The sequence below is a fragment of the Devosia nitrariae genome (genome assembly GCF_030160115.1).
Classification (GTDB): Bacteria; Pseudomonadota; Alphaproteobacteria; order Rhizobiales; family Devosiaceae; genus Devosia; species Devosia nitrariae.
Map to the genome: position 1 here is coordinate 167771 of NZ_BSNS01000020.1, position 14623 is coordinate 182393.

General features: G+C 64.3%; 14 protein-coding genes. 8 read left to right on the forward strand and 6 right to left on the reverse strand.

Annotated features, from left to right (window positions below; all coding sequences use genetic code 11):
- The first annotated feature begins 129 nt into the window (after nt 1-129).
- From rplM to QQK18_RS18035, 3 genes are all read left to right on the forward strand, one after another.
- Nucleotides 130-594, forward strand: coding sequence for a 50S ribosomal protein L13 (gene rplM / locus QQK18_RS18025; RefSeq protein WP_284341754.1), 465 nt, complete (start codon nt 130-132; stop codon nt 592-594).
- A gap of 1 nt (nt 595) precedes the next feature.
- Complete coding sequence (rpsI, locus tag QQK18_RS18030) at nt 596-1078, forward strand: 30S ribosomal protein S9 (RefSeq protein ID WP_284341755.1); 483 nt, start codon at nt 596-598, stop codon at nt 1076-1078.
- A 271-nt stretch (nt 1079-1349) separates the two neighbouring features.
- On the forward strand, nt 1350-2714 hold the full coding sequence (locus QQK18_RS18035; RefSeq protein ID WP_284341756.1) for a dicarboxylate/amino acid:cation symporter: 1365 nt from the start codon (nt 1350-1352) through the stop codon (nt 2712-2714).
- A 45-nt stretch (nt 2715-2759) separates the two neighbouring features.
- Here QQK18_RS18035 and QQK18_RS18040 read toward each other — a convergent pair whose 3' ends face one another.
- The 3 genes from QQK18_RS18040 to QQK18_RS18050 all read right to left on the reverse strand — a co-directional run bounded on the left by QQK18_RS18040 (nt 2760) and on the right by QQK18_RS18050 (nt 4236).
- On the reverse strand, nt 2760-3119 hold the full coding sequence (locus QQK18_RS18040; protein ID WP_284341757.1) for a DUF1801 domain-containing protein: 360 nt from the start codon (nt 3117-3119) through the stop codon (nt 2760-2762).
- Nucleotides 3109-3801: a helix-turn-helix transcriptional regulator gene (locus QQK18_RS18045; RefSeq protein WP_284341758.1), complete on the reverse strand. Its 693-nt coding sequence runs from the start codon at nt 3799-3801 to the stop codon at nt 3109-3111. The genes QQK18_RS18040 and QQK18_RS18045 overlap by 11 nt, the downstream gene beginning before the upstream one ends.
- Nucleotides 3802-3897: 96 nt before the next feature.
- Nucleotides 3898-4236, reverse strand: a complete 339-nt coding sequence (locus tag QQK18_RS18050; RefSeq protein WP_284341759.1) for a hypothetical protein — start codon at nt 4234-4236, stop codon at nt 3898-3900.
- Nucleotides 4237-4482: 246 nt separating this feature from the next.
- Between QQK18_RS18050 and QQK18_RS18055 the strand changes: the two genes are divergently transcribed.
- Nucleotides 4483-5340, forward strand: coding sequence for a polysaccharide deacetylase family protein (locus tag QQK18_RS18055; RefSeq protein ID WP_284341760.1), 858 nt, complete (start codon nt 4483-4485; stop codon nt 5338-5340).
- A gap of 195 nt (nt 5341-5535) precedes the next feature.
- On the opposite strand, the gene guaD is transcribed toward QQK18_RS18055, so the two are convergent.
- Both guaD and QQK18_RS18065 read right to left on the reverse strand, forming a co-directional pair.
- A complete protein-coding gene (guaD, locus tag QQK18_RS18060; protein WP_284341761.1) occupies nt 5536-6897 on the reverse strand; it encodes a guanine deaminase in 1362 nt (453 codons plus the stop codon).
- Between the two features lie 84 nt (nt 6898-6981).
- Nucleotides 6982-7956 (reverse strand): nucleoside hydrolase, encoded by a 975-nt coding sequence (locus tag QQK18_RS18065; RefSeq protein WP_284341762.1) that lies wholly within the window; start codon nt 7954-7956, stop codon nt 6982-6984.
- 266 nt (nt 7957-8222) lie between these two features.
- Here QQK18_RS18065 and QQK18_RS18070 point away from each other — a divergent pair, with 266 nt between their 5' ends.
- Nucleotides 8223-10106, forward strand: a complete 1884-nt coding sequence (locus QQK18_RS18070; protein WP_284341763.1) for an adenine deaminase — start codon at nt 8223-8225, stop codon at nt 10104-10106.
- 9 nt (nt 10107-10115) lie between these two features.
- On the opposite strand, the gene QQK18_RS18075 is transcribed toward QQK18_RS18070, so the two are convergent.
- The gene (locus QQK18_RS18075; protein ID WP_284341764.1) at nt 10116-11153 is read right to left on the reverse strand and encodes a LacI family DNA-binding transcriptional regulator; all 1038 of its coding nucleotides are present in this window, start codon (nt 11151-11153) and stop codon (nt 10116-10118) included.
- Nucleotides 11154-11324: 171 nt separating this feature from the next.
- Here QQK18_RS18075 and QQK18_RS18080 point away from each other — a divergent pair, with 171 nt between their 5' ends.
- The 3 genes from QQK18_RS18080 to QQK18_RS18090 all read left to right on the forward strand — a co-directional run bounded on the left by QQK18_RS18080 (nt 11325) and on the right by QQK18_RS18090 (nt 14595).
- Nucleotides 11325-12359 carry a Gfo/Idh/MocA family protein gene (locus QQK18_RS18080; protein ID WP_284341765.1) on the forward strand — a complete coding sequence of 345 codons (1035 nt, stop codon included), beginning with the start codon at nt 11325-11327 and terminating at the stop codon, nt 12357-12359.
- A 33-nt stretch (nt 12360-12392) separates the two neighbouring features.
- Complete coding sequence (locus QQK18_RS18085; protein ID WP_284341766.1) at nt 12393-13334, forward strand: sugar phosphate isomerase/epimerase family protein; 942 nt, start codon at nt 12393-12395, stop codon at nt 13332-13334.
- Nucleotides 13335-13413: 79 nt separating this feature from the next.
- On the forward strand, nt 13414-14595 hold the full coding sequence (locus QQK18_RS18090) for an ABC transporter substrate-binding protein (RefSeq protein ID WP_284342056.1): 1182 nt from the start codon (nt 13414-13416) through the stop codon (nt 14593-14595).
- Nucleotides 14596-14623: the final 28 nt, after the last annotated feature.

Genomic DNA, 14623 nt, shown 5'->3' on the forward strand with positions numbered 1-14623 from the left:
CGCTGAAAAATATAGACTTAATCTTTTTGCTTGACGACCTCGCTCTGCGCCTCTAAATGGCCGCGAAACTCGCCGTCGCCCGCCTGTCGCAGTCGCCGGCAGCAGCGCATCTAGACCAAGGACAAAACAATGAAGACTTACTCGGCAAAACCGAGCGAGATCGAAAAGCAGTGGGTCCTGATCGACGCCGAAGGCCTCGTCGTCGGCCGCCTGGCTTCGATCATCGCCTCCCGCCTGCGCGGCAAGCACAAGCCGACCTTCACCCCGCACATGGACATGGGCGACAACATCGTCGTCATCAATGCCGACAAGGTGAAGCTGACCGGCCGCAAGCTCGACCAGCACCGTTTCTACTGGCACACCGGCTACCCCGGCGGCATCAAGGACCGCACCGCGCGCGAGCTGCTTGAAGGCCGTTTCCCGCAGCGCGTGCTCGAGAACGCCGTGCGCCGCATGATGCCGGGTGGGCCGCTGACCCGCGCCCAGCTCAAGAACTTGCGCGTCTATGCCGGCACTGAGCACCCGCATGAAGCCCAGCAGCCCGTCAAGCTCGACGTGGCCGCTATGAACGCCAAAAACGTCAAGGTGAAATAATATGGCCGAGACCCTCAATACCCTCGAAGACCTCGGCACCTCGACCGTCGCGCCCGCCGCGAGCGAAGCCCCGGTCCACGTCCAGAAGCTCGACCAGTATGGTCGCGCCTATGCCACCGGCAAGCGCAAGGACGCAGTCGCCCGCGTCTGGGTCAAGCCCGGCTCGGGCAAGATCACCGTCAACGGCAAGGACTTCGTTGCGTACTTCGCCCGTCCCGTGCTCCAGCTCATCGTCCAGCAGCCGATTGGCGTTGCCGGTCGCGTCGACCAGTACGACGTCGTCGCAACCGTCTCGGGCGGCGGCCTTTCCGGCCAGGCCGGCGCCGTGCGTCACGGCATCTCGCAGGCGCTGACCTTCTACGAGCCGGAACTGCGTGGCGTCCTCAAGAAGGGCGGCTTCCTGACCCGCGACAGCCGCGTCGTCGAGCGCAAGAAGTACGGCCGCGCCAAGGCCCGCCGTTCCTTCCAGTTCTCCAAGCGCTAAGCTGGAACGCAAATTGTTTTGCGAGGGGGCCGGGAAACCGGCCCCTTTTCTTTTGCCGCGACGAGTCGTTCATGTCTTTGATAGGCTGGGCCAATTCCGCCAAGCCGTTGCGTCGCCGGGCCGTTCTGCCGGTGGAAAATTTTACCCGTAGCCCATTGCTTGGAAATCTGGACGGCGCGAAGGAGCCCGTGGAAGTATATGCTGGTGCTCAATTTTTGGAGGCGGCCCGCGGTCCTTCTGGGCATTGCCTCGACAAGAACAGGTGCCTTCCATGTCCACTCCCTCCGTATCCCGCGCCGCCCGAGCGCCCAAACCCTTTTACGCCTCCTTCGGCTTCCAGGTCCTCGCCGCAATGGTGCTGGGCCTTGTCCTCGGTTACATCGCCAGGCAGATGGGGCCGACACAAGCCGGTGACCCCAACTGGCTGACCCAGACGCTTTCGACGGTCGGCTCGCTCTTCGTTCAGCTGCTGCGCGCCTTGGTGCCGGTGCTGATCTTTACCGCCATCGTTGCCTCGATCGCCAACCTGCGCGAGCTGCAGAACGCCGCGCGCCTCGTCTGGCAGACGCTGCTCTGGTTTGCCATTACCGCGCTGATCGCTGTCGTCATCGGCATCGCACTCGGTCTCATCATCCAGCCGGGCCTGACGGCCGGTGTCACCCAGGAGGCAGCACGGGCGCCTTCGACCACCGGCTCCTGGCTCGATTTCCTCAAAGGCCTCTTCCCCCAGAACGTCCTCGGCCTGCAGGCCTCGACCCGTGTCACCGATGGCGGCGCGACGACGAGCCTCTCGTTCAACGTCCTGCAGATCCTCGTGGTCTCGATCGTCGTCGGCGTGGCGGCGCTGCGCGTCGGACCGGCAGCCGAGCCGTTCCTCGCCTTCACGCGCTCATTCCTCAAGGTCATCCACAAGCTGCTGTGGTGGGTGATACGCCTGACGCCGATCGGCACCATCGGACTTCTCGGCAATGCAGTCGCCGTCTATGGCTGGGACGCGCTCGCCCAGCTCGGCTGGTACTCGGCCGCGATCTATATCGGTCTCGCCATCGTGCTGCTCGCAGTCTATCCGACACTCCTCTCGCTCCACGGGCTCAATCCGATCCGCTACTTCCAGGGCGCCTGGCCGGCGATCCAGTTGGCGTTCGTCTCGCGCTCCTCGGTCGGCACCATGCCGGTGACCGAACGGGTGACCGAAAAGAACCTCGGCGTGCCGCGCGAATATGCCGCCTTCGCCGTACCGCTCGGCGCGACCACCAAGATGGACGGCTGCGCCTCGATCTATCCGGCGATCTCAGCGATCTTCGTTGCCCAGTTCTATGGGCTCCCACTTGGACCGCAGGATTACCTCCTCATCGCCTTCGTCTCCGTCCTCGGCTCGGCCGCAACCGCAGGCCTTACGGGCGCTGTGGTGATGCTGACGCTCACCCTCTCGACCCTGGGCCTGCCGCTCGAGGGCGTCGGTCTGTTGCTGGCGGTCGATCCGATCCTCGACATGGGCCGCACGGCGGTCAACGTCGCCGGCCAGGCGCTGGTGCCCACCATTGTCGCCAAGCGCCAGGGCATCCTCGACCAGGAGGCGTACGACCGGACCGAAGGCATCGAGGAACTGGACGCCAGTCCGGCGCCGGCCGAGTAGGGCAGAATACAAATAGGGAGGCTCCGGCCTCCCTTCTTCTTGGATTTAGGCCCTGAGCGCAATGGCCTCGGCGATGAGCAGCGCGATCTCCGTTTCAGGAAGTGCGTCGCCCGGCACTAGTGGAATATACCGCACTCGGCTGCCGTCCCCCTCGAGAAGCCCATCCGGGTCGGAAAGCAGCCGGCCATGCTCGAAGACGAGGACGACGCGGCCGGGAGACGGGAAGACCCCGCACACGAACCCGGCGCGCGGATGACGGAAGTTGACAGAGCGCCAGCCGGTCCGCACCCGGGGAACGAAATCGGGACGGATGCGCAGGAGCATGACGACGAGGTCGCGCGTCAGGGCGACGATCGATGGATCCAGGCCACCGACGAGCGCGTCGAGCTCCTCCTCAAAAATCATCCCAGCCGAACTCGGTGCGGTAGTAGTGGGCGACATTGATCGTCTCCGTCGTCTGGAATGTCTCGCCGGTTTCCGTGAGGTCGACGATGCGGTCGAGGCGGAAATTGCGATAGGCGACGCGGGTCTCGCACCAGGCAAGGATCGTCCAGTGATCGCCCCAGCCGACCAGCGCCAGAGGCCAGATCACCCGGTCGCTGGGATTGCCGTGTTCGTCGCGGTAGTCGATTCTCAGCTTCAAGTACTCTGCCGCGGCATGTCGTACGCGCTGGTGCCGCTCGCGCTCCGCCGCGCCGCTTTCGAGCACGGGAATGCGATAGGGCAGGCGCTCGAGGTCGGCCTTGACCCCGTCCGGCAGCACGGCCTTGACGCGCTGCTCGGCGGTGGTGGCCGCGCTCGCCAGGTCCGGATCGGTGAAGGCCCTCACGAATTTGAGGCCGATGGAGATGGCGATGGCTTCCTCGGGCGAGAACATCAGCGGCGGCAGATGCGTGTGCGGCGCCAGTAGGTAGCCAACACCAGCATCCCCTGAGACCGGTACGCCCTGAGCGGCGAGTGCGCCGATATCGCGATAGACGGTGCGCTCGGAAACGCTGAGGATATCGGCGAGCGCCCGGGCCGTGACGGCGGTGCGCCGGCCTTTGAGCAGGTTGACGAGATTGAACAGCCGCTCGGCCTTGGACATGAGGATCGCTCCATCTTCAAGCCAGGCTGGCTTAGCACGAATGAAGTGATCCGAAACATCAGGCGACGAAGAGAGTGATGCCACATCGGCATGGGATCAGGCCGCGTCGTTGGCCGGAATGGAAAGCGTCTGGCTTGGATAGGCAAGCACCACGTCGGCATGGGACATATCGATGCTGTCCGGGTCGATGGCGCGCATGGCCAGCGTCTCGCCCAGCTCCTTCATGATTTTCTCAGCCGCGGCCCATGCGGCGGCGCGGCTTTCCCAGAGGACTGTATCCACCCACCAGTCGCCGGCTTTGCGGTAGGCCAGGTGCCGCCACACGAAACCCGGTTGGCGCGCGAGCCAATCACTGACCACGGTGTTGGCTGCCGCGAACCCGGCCTCATGACCAACGCGTAACCGAAAGGTGACGATTTCGAGTGTCTGCGCCATAGCGGTCTCCTTCCTTTCCGGTCGATGCTGGAGGTATGGCACGCCGGACTGTCAGAGCTTGTCAGGAGGCTGACAGGACCGGTCCCGACCGCCTTGCATTCCACCCATTGCAGATTCAAACTGTACTTGGAGCGAAAAAGGGACGTCGGCAGAAAGCGTCCTGGAATCTGGCGCCAAGGCGCCCGGTCCCCCGAACTCGATGAAGGCTGCGCATATCGCTGCGGCCCACGAGAAAGGGTGCCGAAGATGTCCTCCCGATCCACCTCGCGTTTCGTTGTTGTCCATGAAGACGATGTCGGCGTCAGCCACGGCGCCAATACCGCCTTCCTTGAATTGAGCCGCACAGGCGTATGCACCGCCGGATCGGTGATGGTGCCGTGCCCGTGGTTCCCGGAGATCGCCGCGTTGGCGCGCGATAACCCGGACCTCGATCTCGGCGTGCACCTGACCCTCAACTCCGACATGCGACCGTACCGCTGGCGGCCGCTGACCGGCATCTCGAACGACGGGCTGACCGATCCGGACGGCTATTTCTGGTCCGAGGTGCCTGACGTGCGGCGTCACGCCGATCCGGGTGCGGTTGAGCGGGAGTTGCGCGCCCAGATCGATGCGGCGCTGGCGGCGGGGATCGGTGTGACGCACCTCGATTGCCACATGGGAACGGCGATGATGCCCGAATTCGTCGCCATCTACGAGCGGCTGGGCGCCGACTACCGTCTGCCGATCCTCATCATGAAGGACTACCTGACGTTTTCGGTGATGGACTATGTCGGGCCCGTCACCACCGCCGAATTCGATGCGGCATCGGCGAGGGCACAGCAGCGCGGAAACCCGGTCGTCGACCTGCAGCTCGAAACGCCCTGGGAGTGGCCGGCGGGTATCGAGGCAGCCTATCGCGATCTCTTTGCCCTCGTGCCCCAAGGCCTCAGCTGGCTGGCCCTGCATTTCAATGCACCCGGCGACATCGAGCTCATTGCAGAAGAGGCGGCGATACGGATCGGCGAATACGAGTTCTTCCGCAGCGGACGTGCGAGTGAGCTGATGGCCGAGTTCGGCATCGAGCCGGTGGGCGTGCGGGAATGGCGGGACCGCATGCGCGGTTAGCCGATGACCGGGACCACGCAAGCGAGCCACTCTATCGCCTGAGGACTGGGCGTTAGCCGCGAAAACACCACCCACTCGGAGTCATTCCCGCGAAAAGCGGGAACCTCTGTTTCCGTTGCCGGCATTGCCAACAGAGATCCCTGCTTTCGCCGGGATGACTCGGGGGGTGGGGATAGTTTGTGCGATTCCCCGCTCTCAGGGGCTCCCGACGACCTGTTCCCCGTCTACCCACACCGCCGCAACATTGGCGCGCGTTGCCCCATAAAGCAGCTTTTCGAAGATCGCCTGCGGCTGCGTCTCGCCGAAGAGGCGGATGCCGCCCTGGGGAGCGGTGGAGTCGATGGCAACGGCGTCGAACCGATAGCCGGGGGCGAAACGGCCAATGGGCAGGTCAAGGGCGATGCCGCCGCCGGCGGTCGCAAGGTGAAAGGCCGTGACAAGGTCGATGCGCGAGTCCGGGCGGCCACGCTTCGCGGCGGGGAGTGCTGCGTCGACGCCGTCCTCGAGCATGCGCGAGGCAGCAACTGTCATGCGGCAGGCTTCGAACATCGAGGCGGAGGGGCCGCCCGAGATGTCGGTGCCGAGGCCGACATGCAGCTGCTTTTCCAGGGCCTGCCGCAACGGAAAGACGCTGTTGGCGAAATAGGCATTGGAGAGCGCGCAATGGGCGACGGCCGCGCCGCGTGCCACCAACCGGTCCATGTCCGCATCGGTCAGGAAATTGGAATGAGCCAAGACAGATCTGCGAGTGACGAGGCCGAAGCGGTCGAGCGCCTCGGCGTCGGTATGGCCGTAGCGGGCGAGCACGTGCCCATGCGCCCAGTCGCTCTCCGAGCAGTGGGTCTGCACGTGGCAGCCGGTTTCCGCCGCGATCTTGCCGAGTCCGGCGAGCCCTTCGTCGGTGCAGGAAGCGATGAAGCGCGGGGTGACGACCGGCAGCACGCGGCCCTGAGCGTTCTGCGTGTGGCCCTTTATGTACTCGATGACCGCGCGGGTATCCGCCAGCGCTGCCTCCGTCGTCGCGTCGCGATAATAGTCGGGGCAGGCGGCCGGATCGTCCATCACCACCTTGCCGACAAGGGCGCGCTGGCCCTTTTCGATACAGATGTCGGCCAGAACCTGCGTCGCCTCCCGGTGGACGGTGGCGAAGTAGAGCGCGGTGGTCGTGCCGGTGGCCAGCAGGTCCGCAACCAGCGTCTCGTAGGTCTGCCGCGCGAAATCGAGGTCGGCATACCGCGCCTCCAGCGGAAAGGTATATTTGTGCAGCCACACCTCCAGCGGCTCGTCGAGCGCGAGGCCGAGCTGCGGATATTGCGGCGCGTGGACGTGGAGGTCGACGAAGCCCGGCAGACCATAGGTGCCTTCGGGCAGGTAGAGGACCTCGTTGTCCAGCCGGTCGAGCTCGAAACGGTAACCGGGATCCTCGGGTCCGAACACCTGCGTGATCGCGCCCGTCTCATCAAGGAGGATGAGAGTATCTTCCAGAACCTCGATCGCGCCCCTGTCGGGAGCGTGAAAGAAGGTGCCGAGAATGCCGCGGCTGGCAAGTGTAGCCATTGTGTTACCAGACAGCCCGTCTGCAGGTTGACGAAGCCCGTCGGTGCGGCCTTGGAAGGCGGCACCGAGGAGCGCTCATTGCGACTATGCGGTTGCGACTTTCGCGCGTGGGGTGGGAGCGTAGGCGATGGACGCCTGGTAGAGCGCCACCAGCCGCTCGATGCGGGCCTCCTCGACAAGGGTGACCATGGGCGTGCCCAGCCGGCCCGAGGGATCGACGACGGTCATACCGCGGGTGATGCCGGGAGCGAGCGCAACGTCGACCGAGGCGGTGATCGATTTGGTGATGATCTCGGGTTCGATGACTACGGCTGCGGCGAACGGATCGACGAAGCGGAAGGCGTCGCCCCCACCATAGCCGGCGATCGTCTGCCGCGCATGACGGGCAAGCGCCTGCGAAAACGCCTTGGCCGGGCACTCGGGCAGGGGCGCGAAAAGGGCGTCGACATCGGCGCCGACCATATAGTGCGTGACGCAGGGTTCCCACGGAACGACGACCGTCTCGATATCGGCCCCGAAGACGACGGCAGCAGCCTCGGGATCGGCGTAGATGTTGAATTCAGCCGCTGGTGTCGTGTTGCCGCGCCCGTAGACCGAGCCGCCCATAATAGTCAGTTGGCCGATGCCGGAAACGATGTTCGCCTCGAGGCGCAGGGCGAGCGCCAGGTTCGTCAGCGGCCCGATCATCAGAATATCGACCTTCTCGCCTCCGGCGGCCGCTTCGCGCAAGGTCCGGCGGAGAAACCCGATGGCGTCTATGCCGGCTGTCTGCGGCGCATGGGCCGGACGCGGCGCACCGCCGAGGCCGTCCTCGCCGTGGATATACTTGGCGTCGATGACCGGCTGCGTCAGCGGACGTTCGGCGCCGACGTGGACGGGAATATCGATATCGGCAACGGCAAGCGTCGACAAAATGTTACGGGTGGCGGCGTCGAGCCCCACATTGCCGAAAACTGTGGTGATCGCGTCGGGCGCGCGCCCGTTGGCGATCAGCATCAACAGGGCCTGGGCGTCATCGACGCCCCCATCGGTATCCAGGATCAGGCGGTTATGCACCACTCATGCAGCCTTTCTTGTTGCCTTACGCGCATCCAGCATGCCCTGTGGATCAAGGAAAACCGGCAGCGAAATGTTGGTGTCGCGGGTGAGGTGCGGTTATGCACGAAGGATCTCCGGCGATCCATACGTGTCGCACGAACTGCCTGCGGCCAAAAGACCATGGCGATGACGTCGGCGGAACGACAAAGATGGCGGTGTTCCGAGAACCCATTTGACCAGGCGCAGGGAAAGCGGTTTACCCCGAGAAGACCGGAAGTTTGGTGCAAATGACACAGTCGAGACAAATCCCGCCTCTACCCGACGACCTTATTATCAACGCCACCGACGAGGTGGCCATCCGCCAGCATCTGGCTCTCGTTGCGCTCGGCAAGCGGCCGGCGGACAGGAGCCTTCGGGTCGGGCGACTCCTCGATGTCAATGGCCGCCGCTGGCATGAGGACCAGGAGATCGTCGTCTCCGGCCGGCGCATCGCCTGGGTCGGGCCGGCCGGTGCCTATCCCGGCGAGGTTATTGAACGCGTCGAGGAGCCGGATCTTGCCGCGGTGCCCGGTTTCGGCGAGGTGCACAAGCATATCGAATCCAGCCACCTGACGCCGGAATGGGAAGCGGCACTGGTGCTGCCGCACGGCAACACCTGGACATGCGAGGCAAGCCACGAATTCTCCAACGTCAATGGCGACAGAAACCTGGAATTCTGGCTGACCGCGCGTCGTGCCGGCAGCCCGATGAAAATCTTTCCGCTGCCGGGCTCGGCCGTGCCGCCCACTGCCTATGAATGGGGCGGGGGCCATTTCGGCTATGACGAGCAGCGCGCGTTCCTCGAAAGCCAGATGATGGTCGCCGGGCTCGACGAGGTGATGGACTGGCCGGCGGTATGGAACCCGGAGAACCCCTCGCACGAGCGGCTCTGGGGCATGATCCGGGCGACCTTCGAAGCCCGTGGCGTGGTCGAGGGGCACGCGGCCGGCATGCGCGCCATAAACGACATCAATGCCTTTGCGGCGGCCGGCATGGCTTCCGACCACGAGGCTTGGACGGGCGAGGAGGTGCGCGACAAACTTCGGCGCGGCCTCTTCATGGAGCTGCGCCCGCATTCGTTGAAGGAAATCGTCGCTGGGCTTCTGACCGAGGGGCAGGAGGACTGGTCGCAATTCGCGCTCTGCACCGACGACCGCTCTGCTTCCGATACGCTGAAGATTGGCGCCACCGATCACAATGTGCGCCTGGCGATCGAAGCGGGGCTGAGGCCCGAGACTGCCATCCAGCTGGTGACGATCAACCCGGCAAGGCACATGCGGCTTACGCCCTGGGTCGGCGCGATCGCGCCGGGGCGCTTTGCAGATATGGTGCTGCTCGCCGACGTGCCAACCCTTGAGATCGCCAAAGTCTGGGCGGACGGCAGGCAAGTGGCGGCAGGTGGCAAATACCTTGAGCCCATCCCGAGGATCGACTGGCCGGATTGGGCGACGAAGACGGTCAACATTGCCCGCGAGTTAACCGCCGCCGACTTCGCCATTCCCGCCGCGCCGGGTCGAGAGACCATGCAGGCCGCGGTATTGCGCCCGTTCCACTGGGCGGATGAGTTCATCACCATGGAGCTGCCGGCTCGGGATGGGGAGGTTCAGCGCGACGCCAGCCGAAACGTGACTAAGTTCGCCATCGTCGACCGTTTCTCGGGCGAGGGCAGGGTCGCCAAAATGTTCTGGCTCGGCACCGGGCCGAGTACACCCGAGACCGCACTTGCCTGCTCCATGGGGCACGACAAGCACAATATCTGGGTCGTCGGTTCATCGGATGCGGCGATGGCGCAGGCGGTCAACGCGCTGCGCCAGACCCAGGGCGGCTGGGCGCTGGTGCGTGAGGGACAGCTCGCCGCGACTGTGCCCTACGAGGTCGGCGGCCTGATGACCTGCCGGCCGGCACAAGAGCTCGATGCTGAGATGCAGGCGCTCTATCGGGCCGCCGATGGCATCGACTGGATGTACGAGCCGACCTTCTCGCCGCGCTGGTGGCCGGGTTTTCCTGAGCGGCTGGCATTTGCGACGCTCACCTGCGCGCCTTGGCGCTGGGCGCTGGTCGCCCCGTCGCCGTTGGCCCCCGAGGGGTTCGTCAACGTGGCAACGGGCGAGACGCATCCGATCGTCTGGTAGGCAGCCACACTATCTATCTATCACCATCCCGTCGCTTTCGCCTTCAACCAGTTCCATCGGCCAGAGCTTGTGCATCGGACCGGCAGGATAGAGGTCTGCATAGTCAGGCATTGTCGCGAGAAGTCCCTCCGCCAGCCCGATGCCGAGATCGCGCAGTGACATGCGGAAACAGGTGAGGGCAGGTGACAGGAACTGAGATTGAGGCCCCTCGCGAAAGCCGACGATGGCCAGATCCTGCCCCGGCGTCAGGCCGGCCTCGTTGAGGCGGCGATAAAGCCCGATCGCCATCATCTCGTAGACGAGCACGACGGCCGTCGGGCGGTCCTCCATGGCCAGGATCGCGTTACCGATGGTGTAGCCGCCATGCTCGCTCGACCTGGCGCGAATGATGAAGGAAGGGTCGACCGTTAGTCCGTGGCGCGCAAGCGCATCGATGAACGCATCGCGGAAGACATAGCCGAGGTTGATGTCAGTATCCGGAATGGCCACGGCGATCTGCTTGTGTCCGCGCGCAACGAGCCGCGCGACAGCTTCGTGAGCGACCCCTTCGAAGTCGAGGTCGATCCAGGCATGCTCGTCCGGACCTCCCGTTCGCCCGAGGGCAATGAAGGGCACGTGGGCAGCCTTGAGCAGGTCGATCCGACGATCCTCGCGTTGCGTGGCCGAGATGATGACGGCATCGACCAGACGCCGCGCGACGATACGCTGAAGATAGTCGTGTGGGTCCTCGTTCACCGAGCAGGGCAGGACCACGAGATCGAGGTTGTGCCGCAACAGAGCGCCCGTCAGTCCCGCGATGACGCCGAGAAAGAAGTTGTCGCTGTTGGCCTCCGTTTCCTCGTTCGTTTCAATCATGAAACCGATGGCGTTTGTGGTTCCACGTCGGAGGGACCGGCCCGCCTGGTTGGGCGCGTAGCCAAGCTTGGCGGCGGCGTCCAATACGCGTTTGCGCGTCTCCTCGTTGACGTCCGGCTTGCCGTTCAGGGCGCGCGACACCGTGCCGATGGAGATATCAAGATGCTGCGCCAAGCGCTTGATACCCTTCATACTTCTCTCCGAACTCCCACAGGCCGTTCCAGTGTCGCCAAAAACGTTTACGAAGCCCTATTGACACGTCTAGGCTGCCGAATATAGCGTCGTAAACGTTTACGGAGCAACTGCGATAACGAGCCCCAACAACAGGCCGGGTCGCTGGAAGGCTCCTGTGGGAGGTTCTTCGTGACGTTTCGTGCGGTACTCGTCGGTTGCGGCGCCATGTCCAAAGGCTGGCTTTCGGCCGTTGTTGGCAGCGAGCTGCTCAAGGGCAGGGTAGAGGTCGTCGGCCTCGTCGATCTCGACCACAAGGCTGCTGAGGCGCGCGCGCTCGAATTCAGCCTCACCGATGCCGTGATCGGTGCGGATCTCGACGACGTGCTCTCGAAGACCATCCCGGACCTTTTGTTCGATGTGGTCGTGCCGTCGGCACGCGAGGCGATTGCAGAAACCGGTTTCGCCCATGGCTGCCACGTGCTGAGCGAGAAGCCCATGGCGACCACCCTTGCGGCCGGGCAGGCGTTGATCGCCAAGGCCGAGGCCGCCGGGCGCATCCATGCTGTCGTGCAGAACCGCCGCTTCATTTCGGGCGTCCGCCGCATTCGCCGCTTCCTCGAGGGCGGCGCCATCGGCGAGCTCACGGGCCTGCACTGCGACTTCTTCATCGGCGCGCATTTTGGCGGCTTTCGCGAGGAGATGCAGAACGTTCTGCTTCTCGATATGGCCATCCACACGCTCGATGCCGCCCGCTTCATGGCCGGCAAGACGCCGCTCGCCGTCTACTGCCACGAGACCAATCCGCGCGGCTCCTGGTATGCGCACGGTGCGGCGGCCAACGCTATTTTCGAGTTTTCCGACGACGTGGTCTTTACCTATCGCGGCTCCTGGGTCGCCGAAGGGGCCAACACGAGCTGGGAGAGCGCCTGGCGGTTCATCGGCACCAAGGGCACGCTGCTCTGGGACGGCGCTGAGGCATTCGACGCCAAGACCGTGACCGGTGACGGCGGGTTCCTCCGCGAGGTCTCGCCAGTCGCCGTCCCCGATCCCGAGGATGCCCGGCAGACGCACGGCCATGCCAGCGTCATCGCCGAATTCCTCGATGCCATCGAGGCCGGCCGACTGCCGGAAACCGCGAGCAACGACAACATTAAGAGCCTGGCCATGGTGTTCGGCGCCATCGAGAGCGCTCGCTCGAGGCAGCGCGTCGAGATAGCCGTCTGATTTGAACGAAACGATTTGAGAGAGATTTGAAACGTGAGCGACCCGGCAAAATCCATCCGCATCGGCACCATGATCTCAGCCTCCGCGGGTAAGGCGCCCGAGGAGATCAAGAAGATCGTCAATCTCGGCTTCGAGAGCTTCGAGCCGTTCTTCTGGCAGACGACCAACGGCCAGGACCTTGCCGAGCTTGGCAAGCGCTGCCGCGAGGCGATCGGGGACCGCGACATCACCATCTCGACCATCGGCATGTTCGGCAATCCGCTCGAAGAGCAGGAGATGGACCTGGAGACGCTCCAGGGCTGGAAGGACTGCATCGACAACGCCCACCATTTCGGCGCCACATGCGTTGCTGGGTTCACCGGACGGATCCGTAACAAACCGCTGACTGATAGCCTGCCGCGGTACGGGCAGGTGTGGTCGGAACTGGCCAAGCGCGCCGCCGACAAGGGCGTCAGGATCGCCTTCGAGAACTGCGCCATGGACGGCAACTGGCAGACCGGCGACTGGAACATCGCCCACAACCCCGACGCCTGGGAACTGATCTTCAACGAGACGCCGGATGACAATATCGGCCTCGAATGGGAGCCCTGCCACCAGTTGGTCTACCTCATCGACCCGCTGCCGCAGATCAGGAAGTGGGCCAAGAAATTCTTCCACGTCCACGGCAAGGACGCGACGGTGCGCTGGGACGTGATCCGCGAGCACGGCATCTTCGGTAAGGAGAAGTTCGTGTTCATGCGAACGCCCGGCTTCGGTGACAGCAACTGGACCGACATCATCTCCGAACTGCGCCTTGCCAGCTGGTCGGGCTCGATCGACATCGAGGGCTGGCACGATCCGGTCTACCGCGACACCCTCGAAATGACCGGCCAGGTGCGCGCCCTCAACTACCTCAAGACCTGTCGCGGCGGCGACTTTGTCGATGCCGAGGCGGCCTATGGCGGGGGAGATCCCTCGCTCAAGCTTTCGGCCTGACGGCCGGAATTCGTCCATCGTCCAAAGGGAGGAAACCATGGACAAGAGACTGTTTGGAGCATTGCTGCTCGGCGCGACCATGCTGGCCGGGCCGGCCTTTGCTCAGGAGAACGTGACGATCACCGTCTGGTCGCTCGATGACGAGAACCAGCCGGCGCTGAATCTCGCGCGTGAGTTCAGCGAGATGGACAACGGGATCACTGTTGAGTACCGGCAGATCCAGTTCGACGACGTGGTGAGCGAATCCATGCGTGCCTTCGCCACTGGTCAGGCCCCCGACATCATCGCTGTGGACAACCCCGAGCACGCGCTGTTTGCTTCGCGGGGCGCCTTCCTCGACATCACCGACATGGTCGCCCAGTCCGAGGTCATCGATCCGGACAACTACTATCCCGGTCCGCTGAACTCGGTAACCTGGGACGGGCGCCTCTACGGCGTGCCCAAGGCAACCAACACCATCGCCCTCTACTACAACAAGGACATGTTCGAGGCGAAAGGCCTCGATCCCAACGATCCGCCCGAAACCTGGGATGAGTTGGTGGATGCTGCTCGCACCCTCAACGACCCCGCCGCCAATGTCTATGGCCTCGCCTTCTCGGCCAAGGCGAACGAGGAAGGAACGTTCCAGTTCCTGCCCTGGGCGCAGATGGCCGGCGGCGGCTATGACAACATCAATACCGAAGGCGCCGTCGAGGCGCTGGAGATCTGGAAGACCATCATCGACGAGAAGCTGGCTTCCCCTGATACGCTGACGCGCGGCCAGTGGGACTCGACTGGCACCTTCAACTCCGGCAACGCGGCCATGGTTATATCCGGCCCTTGGGAACTGAACCGCATGCTCGAGGAGGCCAAGTTCGACTGGGGTGTGGCGCTACTGCCGGTCCCGGAAGAGGGCGCACCGCGCTCCTCGGCCATGGGCGACTTCAATTGGGCGATCTTCTCGACCAGCGAGCATCCCGAGGAAGCGTTCCAGGCGCTCGAATATTTCGCGAGCCAGGATCACCGCCTGTTCCCGGAATGGGGTCAGCTCCCGGCCCGCTCCGACATCGAGCTGCCCGAGACCGGCGAGCCGCTGAAGGACGCCGCCCTCAAGGTGTTCCTCGAGCAGCTCCAATACGCCCAGCCGCGCGGCCCGCACCCAGAATGGCCTAAGATCTCCAAGGCCATCCAGGATGCCATCCAGGCCACGCTGACCGGCCAGATGTCGGCCCAGGACGCCCTCGATAACGCGCAGGCCACCATCGACGGCATCCTCGGATAACCACTCCTCCCGACTGGCTGCCGGGGCG

What these genes read in the sequence shown, in the direction of transcription:
- rplM (WP_284341754.1), top strand. Translation starts at nt 130, where the DNA reads ATGAAGACTTACTCGGCAAAACCGAGCGAGATCGAAAAGCAGTGGGTC.
- rpsI (WP_284341755.1), top strand. Translation starts at nt 596, where the DNA reads ATGGCCGAGACCCTCAATACCCTCGAAGACCTCGGCACCTCGACCGTC.
- QQK18_RS18035 (WP_284341756.1), top strand. Translation starts at nt 1,350, where the DNA reads ATGTCCACTCCCTCCGTATCCCGCGCCGCCCGAGCGCCCAAACCCTTT.
- QQK18_RS18040 (WP_284341757.1), bottom strand. Translation starts at nt 3,119, where the DNA reads ATGATTTTTGAGGAGGAGCTCGACGCGCTCGTCGGTGGCCTGGATCCA.
- QQK18_RS18045 (WP_284341758.1), bottom strand. Translation starts at nt 3,801, where the DNA reads ATGTCCAAGGCCGAGCGGCTGTTCAATCTCGTCAACCTGCTCAAAGGC.
- QQK18_RS18050 (WP_284341759.1), bottom strand. Translation starts at nt 4,236, where the DNA reads ATGGCGCAGACACTCGAAATCGTCACCTTTCGGTTACGCGTTGGTCAT.
- QQK18_RS18055 (WP_284341760.1), top strand. Translation starts at nt 4,483, where the DNA reads ATGTCCTCCCGATCCACCTCGCGTTTCGTTGTTGTCCATGAAGACGAT.
- guaD (WP_284341761.1), bottom strand. Translation starts at nt 6,897, where the DNA reads ATGGCTACACTTGCCAGCCGCGGCATTCTCGGCACCTTCTTTCACGCT.
- QQK18_RS18070 (WP_284341763.1), top strand. Translation starts at nt 8,223, where the DNA reads ATGACACAGTCGAGACAAATCCCGCCTCTACCCGACGACCTTATTATC.
- QQK18_RS18075 (WP_284341764.1), bottom strand. Translation starts at nt 11,153, where the DNA reads ATGAAGGGTATCAAGCGCTTGGCGCAGCATCTTGATATCTCCATCGGC.
- QQK18_RS18090 (WP_284342056.1), top strand. Translation starts at nt 13,414, where the DNA reads ATGCTGGCCGGGCCGGCCTTTGCTCAGGAGAACGTGACGATCACCGTC.